At 39.4% G+C, this 12,396-nt stretch carries 9 protein-coding genes; 6 read left to right on the top strand and 3 right to left on the bottom strand.

Annotated features, from left to right (window positions below; genetic code table 11):
* Positions 1-109: 109 nt before the first annotated feature.
* On the top strand, positions 110-1,036 hold the full coding sequence (locus HMPREF2853_RS06735) for a bifunctional riboflavin kinase/FAD synthetase (RefSeq protein ID WP_000633645.1): 927 nt from the start codon (positions 110-112) through the stop codon (positions 1,034-1,036).
* 83 nt (positions 1,037-1,119) lie between these two features.
* On the opposite strand, the gene HMPREF2853_RS06730 is transcribed toward HMPREF2853_RS06735, so the two are convergent.
* From HMPREF2853_RS06730 to HMPREF2853_RS10090, 3 genes are read right to left on the bottom strand one after another with little or no spacing between them, the layout of a single operon-like run.
* The gene (locus tag HMPREF2853_RS06730) at positions 1,120-1,935 is read right to left on the bottom strand and encodes a TIGR03943 family putative permease subunit (protein WP_070535399.1); all 816 of its coding nucleotides are present in this window, start codon (positions 1,933-1,935) and stop codon (positions 1,120-1,122) included.
* Positions 1,932-2,837, bottom strand: a complete 906-nt coding sequence (locus HMPREF2853_RS06725) for a permease (protein WP_070535397.1) — start codon at positions 2,835-2,837, stop codon at positions 1,932-1,934. Before HMPREF2853_RS06725 ends, HMPREF2853_RS06730 begins: the two co-directional genes overlap by 4 nt.
* Positions 2,838-2,969 carry an SPJ_0845 family protein gene (locus HMPREF2853_RS10090; RefSeq protein WP_000268699.1) on the bottom strand — a complete coding sequence of 44 codons (132 nt, stop codon included), beginning with the start codon at positions 2,967-2,969 and terminating at the stop codon, positions 2,838-2,840.
* Between the two features lie 695 nt (positions 2,970-3,664).
* Between HMPREF2853_RS10090 and HMPREF2853_RS06710 the strand changes: the two genes are divergently transcribed.
* From HMPREF2853_RS06710 to HMPREF2853_RS06690, 5 genes are all read left to right on the top strand, one after another.
* Positions 3,665-5,569 (top strand): DNA methyltransferase, encoded by a 1,905-nt coding sequence (locus tag HMPREF2853_RS06710; protein ID WP_000806989.1) that lies wholly within the window; start codon positions 3,665-3,667, stop codon positions 5,567-5,569.
* A gap of 3 nt (positions 5,570-5,572) precedes the next feature.
* Positions 5,573-8,209: a DEAD/DEAH box helicase family protein gene (locus tag HMPREF2853_RS06705; protein ID WP_001115943.1), complete on the top strand. Its 2,637-nt coding sequence runs from the start codon at positions 5,573-5,575 to the stop codon at positions 8,207-8,209.
* A gap of 27 nt (positions 8,210-8,236) precedes the next feature.
* Complete coding sequence (locus tag HMPREF2853_RS06700; protein WP_000275945.1) at positions 8,237-9,718, top strand: AAA family ATPase; 1,482 nt, start codon at positions 8,237-8,239, stop codon at positions 9,716-9,718.
* A gap of 93 nt (positions 9,719-9,811) precedes the next feature.
* A complete protein-coding gene (locus tag HMPREF2853_RS06695) occupies positions 9,812-11,941 on the top strand; it encodes a Tex family protein (RefSeq protein WP_070535394.1) in 2,130 nt (709 codons plus the stop codon).
* On the top strand, positions 11,928-12,371 hold the full coding sequence (locus tag HMPREF2853_RS06690; protein WP_070535392.1) for a SprT family protein: 444 nt from the start codon (positions 11,928-11,930) through the stop codon (positions 12,369-12,371). The genes HMPREF2853_RS06695 and HMPREF2853_RS06690 overlap by 14 nt, the downstream gene beginning before the upstream one ends.
* Positions 12,372-12,396 lie beyond the last annotated feature (25 nt).

The raw sequence follows: 12,396 nt of genomic DNA, 5'->3' as shown, positions 1-12,396 counted from the left end.
TTTTAAAAACTCATAGCTTGAATTGTCTATCAAGGTCAGTTCAGGCGCAAAAAACGACATTTGGGATTTCCTCTTAGCGAAAAGACTGGCTCTATGATATAATAGTTTCATGATTACAACAGTACCTATTAAGAACGAAAAAGATATTGCAGTACCGGGAAAAACAGTCCTTGTACTAGGTTATTTTGATGGCATCCACAAGGGTCATCAGAAACTTTTTGAAGTGGCCAGTAAGGCTTCGATGAAGGACTATCTGCCAGTTGTCGTGATGACCTTTACAGAATCGCCAAAACTTGCCTTACAACCTTACCAACCTGAGCTCATGCTTCACATCGTTAATCATGAGGAGCGGGAGCACAAGATGAAGTGGCACGGAGTAGAGGCTCTTTTCTTGCTAGACTTTAGTAGCAAATTTGCTAGTTTAACGGGTCAAGAATTCTTTGATACATATGTTAGAGCTTTAAAACCAGCGATTATTGTAGCAGGATTTGACTATACCTTTGGCTCAGATAAGAAAACTGCGGATGAACTGAAGGACTATTTTGATGGAGAGATTATCATTGTTCCTCCAGTTGAGGATGAAAAGGGCAAGATTAGTTCTACACGGATTCGCCAAGCTATTCTTGATGGAGATGTCAAGGAAGTCAATCATCTGCTCGGCACTCCGCTCCCATCTCGTGGAATGGTCGTTCATGGAAATGCTCGTGGGCGGACTATTGGTTATCCAACAGCCAATCTAGTTCTAAGAGACCGAACTTACATGCCAGCAGATGGTGTTTACGTAGTCGATATCGAAGTGCAACGTCAGAGATATCGTGGCATGGCAAGTGTTGGAAAAAATGTTACCTTTGATGGTGAAGAACCACGTTTTGAAGTCAATATTTTCGACTTTTCAGACGATATTTACGGTGAGACAGTTATGGTCTACTGGCTGGACCGTGTCCGAGATATGGTCAAGTTTGACTCCATCGACGAGCTCGTAGACCAACTCCAGAAAGATGAAGAGATTGCTCGGAACTGGAAGGGTGGAGAGTAAGAGTTTGCTATCAATTCGAAAGAGTAGATAGAATGAAATTCATATAATGGACAAAAAAAGTAGCCTACAAAGGCTACTTTTTATTAAAACACGCGATAGACATAAGGATTTTCTGGTTTGTCTACTTTTGTGAAACTCTCAACTTCTAGTGTTGGGAGTTTTTGTTTGAGTTCTTTATGGTAGTGGAGAGTCAGGGTTCCTCTAGCGGTTATCCAAGCATTGTCAGGATACTGGCGTGAGTTCCCCTTGGTCAGGAGTCCATATACTCCAGAGTCTGCGATACAGTGGATGATGCCAAAGCGAAAGAGGAACTGGCTATCTGGATGGCTAGGATCGTTATAGACAAAGCCTGTAAATTCGATTTTCTTTCCTTCAAACTCTTGAGGATAGTCATAGAGAACTTCCATGACCTCCATGTAGTTTTCATCAGTGACTTGAATGGTTGGCTGGGAGATGTATTTATCAGCTGTAGCCCTCATTTCCTTTTCATAAGCAGATTTGGAAAAATAGGTGCTGGTATCGGGTTTGAGGTATTGACTGGATGTGCCTTCGCTTGCCTGAATGGCTGTGTTGATTCCCTCAGCAAGTGGGAAATGATATCCTTTGGCAGATACGGTTCTCGAGTCCAAACTTACTGTAGGAAAGGCAACCCCAATCAACAAAGGTAGTGACAGTAAAAGGATGCTGATTCGTCTAGCTCGACGACTTTCTAAATGGCTGTGAGAGTTGATTTTCTTGATCCAGATATAGAATTGGACCAGAGCCAACAGAAGAGAAAGGATCATGGAGATATAGACTAGATAGGAATAGTGGAGGTTGATGTAGTGACTGAGCTTGCCAGATAGCTGCAGATAAAGGGTCAGAGCAAAATAACCTAGTAGAATGATAAATCGGATCATAGCATCACCCCCAACATGTAAGAATAAAGCAAGACAAGCACTGTCACAATGCCCATGAATTGCCAGATGAAGCGCGCTTTGAGATAGTGTTTCATCATGAGGAGATTTTTGATATCAAGCATGGGGCCAATGACCAGAAAGGCAAGGACTGGCGCTAGGCCGAAGCTCGAGAGGAGAGAAGCACCGATAAAGGCGTCCGCCTCGCTACAAAGAGAGAGGAGAAAGGCAAGAAACATGAGCAAGAGAATCGCAAGGACTGGACTAGCACTGATAGAGGTCAGGATCCGAGTCGGGACATAGACCTGCACGATAGCCGCAAAGAGACAGCCAAAGACCAAGTAACGTCCCATATCGAAAAACTCATCAATAGCTTGTATAAAGACCTGAAAGAACTTTCTAGCAGGAGTCAAGTGTGAAAAGTCATGTTCATGGCAAGCGATAGGATTCTCTTTTTGAATGGGTTCCTTCAAGAAAAATCCTAGGAAAATTCCAAGCACCAAAGCAATCACAATGGCTCCCAGCGCTCGCAAGAAGGCAAGTTTTAATGAATTGCCAAAGGCAGAATATGTGGCGAAAAGAACGATAGGATTGATAATGGGAGCAGTCACCAGAAAGGGAACGGCCGTGTAGCTGGGCACTTTCTTTTCCAGAAAACGATTGATAATCGGGACAATTCCACACTCACAAGAGGGAAAGAGAAAGCCAATGAAGGTACCAAAAAAGATCCTCCCCCAACGATTGCGAGGGAGAAACTCAGTGACTTTATCTGGTGTGATATAGACTTCAATCCAGCCGGAAATGAGACTCCCAATCAGAACAAAAGGAAGGGCTTCGATGATGATGGAGAGAAAAATGGCTCCCGCTTGTAATACACTAGGAGGAAGAGATTGGAAAAGTGTCATCTATTTTTTCTTCTCAACTTTTTCTTTTTTATCATTGTCATCTGGAAAAGTGACCTGAGTGAGATCAGGAAGTTTAGCAAACTCTTCAAACATCTTGTCCAAGTCATCCGTTTTTGTAAATTTAACAGCCATGGGCCTACCTCTTTTCTAAATTCTACCTCTATTATACTATTATTTTGAGGAAAAGGGATTATTTTTATTTTGATAATCAAAGAGGTAAAAACTTGCCCAGTTTGATTAATTCTGTTTAATGTTATAGTCGTTCATAATTTCTTTATTAATTAATTTGTTAATACTCGAGAAGGATTACTCTGTTTGTTAAGGAAGTCCAGCTTTTTTTATGTAAAATTTACAGTCTGGAAATAAATTTCCAAATTCGAATTGAAAGAGTATCTTGAGGAGAAAAATCTGATATATGGGCAGACAATGGTGTTGTAGAGTGTGGATTATTGGGGAAAGTATATTACAGGCTATAGGGTTGATTGCTATCTTCAAAGATTTTACTTCAACTGAATATTCAAGCAGACAAGTGCATCTTAGGAATTTTATCGTTACTTGAATCATGAAATATCTCAAAGTTTTTCTCATCAACTTACTTCCAATCTAACTTAAAATTATTAAAAGGAGATAGCTTGCTTCTATCTCTAGTTTTTTGAAGAAATTGGAAGTTGGTAAGCAACAAGAAGATTGTGAGAAATGACTCAAGATATGCTATAATAGAATCAGAAAAATTTGAAAAACCCGAAGGGTACCCTTCCTTTATTATATTCATAATAAAGGAATCCTATCAGTCCTTCGCTAAATTATAACTGAAAGGTAAACTTTATATGAAACAAGAACTGGAACAGCTTCTGGCACAAAATGACACCTTTATGGTGGAAGGCGCACTCAATAAAAATAAACTGGCTGAATTAGCACGACAGTATAATCCTGAACTCCTAAATCTCTTGATGAGTGATGAAAAGATCTCTAATCACTTCTTTTCTAAGCTGGAGACAGGTATTCTCGTCTTTAAGAAAGATGTCTTTTTACATTTTTTGAATAATAAGGAGTTTCTCCCTGACAGCTTTACTGCTTACAAAACGAAAATCGGTTTAGCGACTGGCGACAAGTATCTTTCAGAAAATCAAGAAGTTGTTTTAAATTTTCCGTACAAAGACTGTGTACTTGAGGCTGGACAGACTAAGGATGATGCTAAACGTCAAGAGATTTTCTTTAACGAAACGCTTGCACCAACGGAAATTAATCGTTTACTGGATGATAAGGTTTTGACCAACTTTAAACGCTATGACGAAACTGGCGAGCATAACGTGGAAGAGATAAAAGATACTGATAATCTTATTATTAAAGGGAATAATCTTATCGCTCTGCATAGTTTGAAAAAACGCTTTGCTGGAAAAGTTAAGTTGATTTATATTGATGTTCCGTATAACACTGGAAACGACTCTTTTGGATATAATGATAGTTTCAATCATTCAACTTGGTTGACTTTTATGAAGAATAGACTCGAAATTGCCAAAACTCTATTGAGCGATGATGGGGTTATTTTTGTACACTTAGACGATAACGAAGTAAAATATCTGGGTGTTTTAATGGATGAAATTTTTGGAAGAGAAAACTTCGTGGAGCTAGTGACCGTTGTAAATAATCCCCGTGGACGAGACTATGGTGGTATTGCCAATATGCACGAGTTCATTTATGTATATAAGCGACCATTTGCCGAGTTAAATTTAATTGATGATCCAGACAAGAAATTTAAATTTGAAGATGAATTCGGCGGATTTGATATTCGAGAGCTTAGAAATAGGAATACAGCTTTTCATATTGGGAATCGCCCTAACCTTGCTTATCCAATTTATGTTAATCCTAATTCAGAAGATGATTCAGGATTCTATAAAGTTTCTGAGGTTCGAACTGAAGAGTATTCAATAGAAGTGATGCCTAAAAAGTCGCGTGGAATTCAAACTGTTTGGCGATGGGGTAAGCCTAAATTTATTGAAAACAAAAATATTCACGTAATGGCTAGACCGATGAAAGATGGCGGATGGTCAATTCAGGAAAAATATCGCAAAAGTAGCACTATGGCACGTTCTGTGTGGTGGGATAAAGAAGTTAATAGCGAAAAAGGAACAATCCATCTTCAGGAATTATTTGGAGAAAAAGTTTTTATGTTCCCTAAGCCCGAAGGAACAATTAAAAGAATTATAGAAATTGCTACGAATGAAGGCGATATTGTCCTCGATTACCACCTCGGGTCAGGTACTACAGCCGCCGTCGCCCACAAAATGAACCGCCAATACATTGGAATTGAGCAGATGGACTATATTGAGACAGTTTCTGTGGAACGTTTGAAAAAAGTAATTGCTAGTGAACAAGGTGGCATCTCAAAAGACGTCAACTGGACTGGTGGCGGTAGCTTTGTTTACGCTGAACTTAAAAATGACGCCCAAGACTTCAAAAATGCTATTTCCGAAGCGACAATAACAGAAGAACTACTGGATCTATTTGAACTTGCCAAAAAATCATCCTTCTTATCTTATCGCATTGACCCGAAAAAGTTGAAGCCAAATGAGTTTTCTCAACTTTCTCTAGCAGAACAGAAACAAGTCCTGTCTGAGATTATCGATAACAACAATCTCTACGTGAATTACTCGGATATTGACGATATTGATTACGAGATTTCCGCTCAAGATAAAAAGCTCAATCATACTTTCTACGGAAAGGAACAGTAAGCTATGCCTTTCATTTACGAAACCTATGACACCGTCAGTCGCTCTGGCTTCAAAAGCTTTCGAGTAGATTTGCCAGATTACATTACTAAAAACCTGAAACACTCTTTGCGTTCTTATCAAGAGGAAGCGATTGGACGCTATTTATACTATAAATCAGATGAAAATCGTGCGATTCCAGAGCAAGTCCTCTACAATATGGCGACTGGTTCTGGTAAGACACTCTTGATGGCGGCGGTTATCCTGGAAAAATACCAGCAAGGCGAGCGGAACTTCATCTTCTTCGTTAATAACGACAATATTCTTACCAAAACTAAGGATAATTTCTTGGAAAGTGCTTCTGATAAATACCTTTTTGCGGATAAAATTGTCATGGACGGGCAAATTGTGACCGTGCGTGAAGTGACAGATTTTTCAGATAGCCGTGATGATAGCATCAATATCGTTTTCACCACTATCCAGAAACTCCACCAAGACCTCAACACGCCACGAGAAAACCGTCTGTCTTATGAGCAATTCAAGGATATTTCTGTTGTCATGTTGGCGGATGAAGCCCATCACTTGAACGCTGGACTGGATACAAACGAGAAAAAAGACAACACCAGCTGGACGTCTACCATTGAAGCTATCCAGAAAACCGCTAAAAAATCCAGTATTTTTGAATTTACGGCAACGATTGACCTAAAAAATCCAACCTTAGCTCAAAAGTACGAAAAATCCTTACTTTTCAAATATGATTTGAAGGAATTTCGACTGGACAAGTATTCGAAAGATGTTCTCTTTCACTTAGTAGATGGTGATGTTAACCATCGTATGCTTCAAGCTATTCTTGTCAGTCAATATCGCAAGAAAATCGCTCTGAAAAATGGTATCAACCTAAAACCCTTGGTCATGTTCAAGTCACAGAAGATTGCTGAGAGTCAAGAAAATCTGGACGCATTTTTGTGGGTGTTAGAGAATCTTTCTATAGAAGATATTCAAGCACAGCGTGACCTCGTTTCAGAAATGGACGAAAAATCTAGTATCTTAAAAAAAGTGTTTGCTTACTTCGAGACAGTTAGCATTTCTGATGCTGACTTGATTGCAGAGCTTCAGGAAGATTTTCGAAAAGAACGCCTGCTATTAGTGGACGGAAAAAACAAGAACAAAGACAGCCTCACTCTCCTCAATACCTTGGAACAACCGATAAATGAAATCCGTGCGATTTTTGCCGTGGATATGCTTAATGAAGGCTGGGATGTTCTCAATCTTTTCGACATTGTCCGACTTTATGACACCCGTGATGGTAAGACCACAAAAAATGGATTTGTCGCTGGAAAAACTACCAATACCGAGAAGCAGTTGATTGGCCGTGGTGCTCGCTATTATCCTTTTGTCATTGGTGATAATTTTGAAGAAAAATACACTCGAAAATTTGACGAAAATGAAAATCATGAACTTCGGGTGATTGAACAACTCCATTATCATTCTTCCAATAATCCTCAATACATTTCAGAGCTCAAGCAAGTCTTGCGAGAGTCTGGTATTTTCGATGACCTAAATCTGGAAGAGCGTGAACTGAAGCTTAAGGAGTCATTCAAAAAAACTCGAACCTACACAGATGGTGTCGTTTGGATGAACAAACGATTATCTTATGAACAATTGTTAGAGCAACGTCAGGAAAATCTTTTTGATACCAACTTTATTCCCCAGTCGTTCGAAGTTAAACTTCCAACTCATGGTGTTCGAGATATTGAAGCGTTCGACGAGACAACTTACGTCTCGGAAGCATTAGGTGCTATGACCTTTAAATTTGGTAAGGTTATCAGAGGCAATATCGTCAGAACGGCTATCAATCGTAATAAGAAGTTTTCATTCGATAATCTTCAAAAAGCTTTTGTAGGGCTTGCAAGTGTTGCTAGTTTCATTAATATGCTTTCAGATATTGATATGCGAGTGGAGTCTCAGTACAAACTAGTGGAGGATTTAACTCCAGACGATAAACTATACATCACGGAAAAACTTCTCCATCACATTGAAAAAGATTTGATTGCGACCGAGGAACGCTTCTTCGGTTCAGAAAAATTTGAACAGTATAAGATTAAAGACCTGTTTGAGGATAATATTTTACGGAAATATACCATCAATCACCAAAGGCAAGCAGAGTTTGGCTTGTCGCAGAAAAATCCAGCCGAAACCCAATATTTCGAAGATTTGGATAATCTGGACTGGTACGCTTACGATGATAACTTTGGCACAAGTGAAGAAAAACTTCTTGTTCGGTTGATTAAGGATTTGATGGCGGAACTTGAAGAAAAATGGTCAGATATTTACTTGCTCCGAAATGAAAAAGCTGTGAAGATTTATAGTTTCGATAAAGGTCAAGCCTTTGAACCAGACTTTCTCATGTTTGCTAACGACAAAAAGACAGGAAATGTTTCTTGGCAGATTTTCATTGAACCAAAAGGAAGTCAGTTCTTAGACGCAGATAATACTTTCAAAAATAGTAAGGAAGGCTGGAAGCAGGAATTCTTGCGTCAGATTTCTGAACGAGATGAGGCGAGGACGCTAGTTGATGATGAACATTATCGGATTGTGGGTTTGCCGTTCTTTAATGATACGGTGAGTAAGGACGAGGTTAAGAAACAACTACGGACACTTTAATAAATAATGTGAGTAGGAGATAAGAAAATGTATATTTCTAAAATTAAATTAGTAAACTTTAAGAGTTTTAAAGGAGAGCACGTTATTGAATTCTCGGAAGGTGTAAATTTTTTCGTAGGAAACAATAACTGTGGTAAGACGACAATTTTTAAAGCAATTGAATTCATTCAGAGTGGAAAAAACAAGTTAGATTTTATAACTCAGGGTCATGAGACTGAAAATATATCTGTCGAACTTGAATTCAAAGGTGCAGATCTCAGTGAAATAGTTAATGATGAAAATCTAAATCTTAATAAATACAGTGACTATGTAATCGACAATGAAGATGGTACGTATAGTCTTAGGGTTTTAAGGTCGTCTCAGGAATGTGAAGTAACGCAAGGCAAAAAAACAGTTTCTTTAGATATCTCAAAAGTAAGGATTTATAATCCAAATTCAACCGAGGAAGATGATATAAAGAGGTTTGAAAACCCCACAGGTATTGATAAAACGATTACTGCGTTATTTGATGCTCAGTTTGTATATTCGGATATAAGGAATGAAGATTATCAAGATTTTGGTAAGACCAAAATAATAGGTAAAATAATTAATGACATAACAAAAGATTTTCAAAAAGGCGATACCTGGAGAGAATTTCAAGATGCTCATAACAAAACTTTTGGAGATGAAGGGTTGGGTAGAATTCTTGAAGGAATTGCGACTAAAATTTCCTCCGTGTTGAGAGAGCAGTATGGAGATGGTGAGGTACAATTTAATTTTGGATTGCCTGAAATTGATAATTTCTTTAAGACGGGTAGTCTTCTTCTTTCGGATAATGGTATTTCAACTTCTGTTTCAGAAAAAGGTACTGGAATGCAACGGGCATTAGCTTTAAGCTTAATTCAAGTTTATGCTGGTGTGCTTGATAATGAAGAAGAAACATTATCTAAGCCAATTATGTTTTTTATTGATGAGCCTGAGACATTTTTACATCCTAAAGCTCAAGATAAACTTATCGATTCACTCAATAAAATTTCTGAAAAGTATCAAGTTTTTATTACGACTCATTCTCCTTACCTGTTAAAAAAGTTTGATTGTAGAACTCAGCAAATCAATATTTTTTCCAAGAATGGCGACGGGGTAAATTTTGTATCGGATAAGCGGGAATTAAATTTATTCGGAACTACCTCACCGACAATAGGAGAAATAAACTACATTGCTTTTGGAGTAAACAGCGTGGAATTTCACAATGAACTATATGGATTTATCCAAGCAAAAGCTATTGATGAGGATGAAAAAAATTACTCCGAGAAAGGATTCGAAAAATGGCTTGTAGGTAAAGGTGTAGCTCAAGATAAAGACTATCATCGTTTATTAAAAAATGGGGATACTCAACAAGAGCAAAAAACTCTTCCAACCTTAATTCGCAACATCATACATCATCCAGAAAATCAAAATAACAGCTATACTACAGAAGAGCTGGAAGAATCAACAGAATTACTTTTGAATATTTTACGTGATTTAGTGTAAAATACACAGGATGTCTTGATATAGATGTCCTTTTTTGGTTTATGGAAATATTATCATTTTGGACTGCTGTTTGCTCTATGGTATAATAGATTCATGGATAAAAAATATGAAAAGATCTCCCAAGATTTGGGAGTAACCTTAAAGCAAATCGATACTGTTCTAAGTCTGACGGCTGAGGGGGCGACAATTCCCTTCATCGCGCGTTACCGGAAGGACATGACTGGTAGTCTGGATGAGGTGGCGATTAAGGCTATTATTGATCTGGATAAAAGTCTGACAAATCTCAACGACCGTAAAGAAGCTGTCTTGGCTAAGATTCAAGAACAAGGCAAGCTGACCAAGGAATTGGAAGAAGCTATCCTGGCAGCTGAAAAATTAGCAGACGTAGAAGAACTCTACCTTCCTTATAAGGAGAAACGTCGTACCAAGGCAACCATTGCCCGTGAAGCTGGACTCTTTCCTCTTGCTCGCTTGATTTTGCAGAATGTAGATGGCTTAGAGAAAGAAGCTGAAAAGTTTGTCTGTGAAGGATTTGCGACTGGTCAAGAAGCCTTGGCTGGTGCGGTTGATATCTTGGTAGAAGCCTTATCTGAAGATGTGACCTTGCGCTCACTGACCTATCAGGAAGTGTTGAGACACTCTAAAATCACTTCGAAAGTCAAAGATGAAAGTCTTGATGAAAAGCAAGTTTTCCAGATTTATTATGATTTCTCAGAGACAGTTGGCAATATGCAAGGCTATCGTACCTTGGCACTCAATCGTGGGGAAAAGCTAGGCGTCTTAAAAGTCGGTTTTGAGCACGCGACAGATCGTATTCTTGCTTTCTTTGCTGCCCGTTTCAAGGTGAAAAATGCCTATATAGATGAAGTTGTTCAACAGTCAGTTAAGAAAAAGGTCTTGCCTGCTATTGAGCGACGCATTCGGACAGAATTAACTGAGAAAGCAGAAGAAGGAGCTATCCAACTTTTTTCTGACAACCTGCGCAATCTCCTATTGGTTGCTCCGCTGAAAGGGCGCGTGGTTCTAGGATTTGACCCTGCTTTTCGTACAGGTGCCAAACTTGCTGTCGTAGATGCAACAGGGAAAATGCTGACGACTCAAGTCATTTATCCTGTTAAACCAGCCTCAGCTCGTCAAATCGAAGAAGCCAAGAAAGATTTGGCAGATTTGATTGGTCAGTACAGTGTCGAAATCATTGCCATCGGAAATGGAACGGCCAGTCGGGAAAGTGAAGCCTTTGTGGCGGAAGTTCTGAAAGATTTTCCTGAGGTCAGCTATGTTATTGTCAATGAAAGTGGCGCTTCTGTCTACTCTGCCAGCGAACTTGCTCGTCAGGAGTTTCCAGAATTAACTGTTGAAAAACGCTCTGCTATCTCTATCGCTCGACGTTTGCAAGATCCGCTTGCCGAATTGGTCAAAATTGATCCCAAATCAATCGGTGTCGGGCAATACCAGCACGATGTCAGTCAGAAGAAACTGTCTGAAAGTCTGGACTTTGTAGTCGATACCGTGGTCAACCAAGTCGGTGTCAATGTCAATACAGCTAGCCCAGCACTTCTTTCCCATGTGGCTGGACTCAATAAAACCATTTCTGAAAATATTGTCAAATACCGTGAGGAAGAAGGAAAAATCACTTCACGCGCTCAAATCAAGAAGGTTCCTCGCCTAGGTGCCAAAGCCTTTGAACAGGCTGCCGGTTTCCTCCGTATTCCTGAAAGTAGCAATATCCTTGATAATACAGGAGTTCACCCAGAAAACTATGCTGCTGTCAAAGAGCTATTCAAACGCTTGGATATCAAGGACTTGAATGAAGAAGCGCAAAACAAGCTTAAGTCGCTTTCAGTTAAGGAGATGGCACAAGAACTAGAGCTTGGTCCAGAAACTCTTAAAGATATCATTGCCGACCTTCTCAAACCAGGTCGTGATTTCCGTGACTCTTTTGATGCACCTGTTCTTCGTCAAGATGTCTTGGATATCAAGGATTTAAAAGTCGGCCAGAAGTTGGAAGGTGTGGTGCGTAATGTCGTTGATTTCGGTGCCTTCGTTGATATCGGGATTCACGAGGACGGCCTCATTCATATTTCTCATATGAGTCGCAAATTTATCAAACATCCCAGCCAAGTGGTGTCTGTTGGAGATTTGGTAACGGTTTGGGTTAAGAAAATCGATACTGAACGTGAAAAAGTCAATCTGTCGCTTCTAGCTCCAAATGAATCTAACTGAGTACGTTCAATCTGTTTCTCTCGAAGACTTTGGTAGACCTTTTAAACACCAAGCCCAGTGGAATTCTCGTCTGCGAACGACAGGTGGGCGATTTTTCCCCAAGGATGGGCATTTGGATTTTAATCCCAAGGTCTATAATGAACTTGGTTTGGAGGTTTTTCGCAAAATCGTGCGCCATGAGCTTTGTCACTATCACCTTTATTTTCAGAAAAAGGGTTATCGCCATAAGGACCGAGATTTTAAGAAACTTTTGAAAGAAGTGGATGGACTGCGCTTTGTTCCCCCTCTGAAAGGCCAAAACACCTACCTAGTTTATCAGTGTCAATCTTGCCAGCAAACTTATCAGCGCAAGCGTAGGATTGATACCAAACGCTACCGATGTGGCGTCTGCCGTGGCAAACTCGTCATCTTAAATCGGCCTAAGGACTGATGTTTTTGCCCCCGTTTCATGCTAT

The organism is Streptococcus sp. HMSC077F03, from assembly GCF_001812375.1.
Lineage (GTDB): Bacteria > Bacillota > Bacilli > Lactobacillales > Streptococcaceae > Streptococcus > Streptococcus oralis_S.
The sequence above is the reverse complement of the archived record's forward strand: the minus strand, read 5'-3'. Positions and strand labels throughout refer to the sequence as shown.

Coding starts and splice junctions, on each gene's coding strand:
- HMPREF2853_RS06735 (WP_000633645.1), top strand. CDS start 110: ATGATTACAACAGTACCTATTAAGAACGAAAAAGATATTGCAGTACCG.
- HMPREF2853_RS06730 (WP_070535399.1), bottom strand. CDS start 1,935: ATGATCCGATTTATCATTCTACTAGGTTATTTTGCTCTGACCCTTTAT.
- HMPREF2853_RS06725 (WP_070535397.1), bottom strand. CDS start 2,837: ATGACACTTTTCCAATCTCTTCCTCCTAGTGTATTACAAGCGGGAGCC.
- HMPREF2853_RS10090 (WP_000268699.1), bottom strand. CDS start 2,969: ATGGCTGTTAAATTTACAAAAACGGATGACTTGGACAAGATGTTTGAA.
- HMPREF2853_RS06710 (WP_000806989.1), top strand. CDS start 3,665: ATGAAACAAGAACTGGAACAGCTTCTGGCACAAAATGACACCTTTATG.
- HMPREF2853_RS06705 (WP_001115943.1), top strand. CDS start 5,573: ATGCCTTTCATTTACGAAACCTATGACACCGTCAGTCGCTCTGGCTTC.
- HMPREF2853_RS06700 (WP_000275945.1), top strand. CDS start 8,237: ATGTATATTTCTAAAATTAAATTAGTAAACTTTAAGAGTTTTAAAGGA.
- HMPREF2853_RS06695 (WP_070535394.1), top strand. CDS start 9,812: ATGGATAAAAAATATGAAAAGATCTCCCAAGATTTGGGAGTAACCTTA.
- HMPREF2853_RS06690 (WP_070535392.1), top strand. CDS start 11,928: ATGAATCTAACTGAGTACGTTCAATCTGTTTCTCTCGAAGACTTTGGT.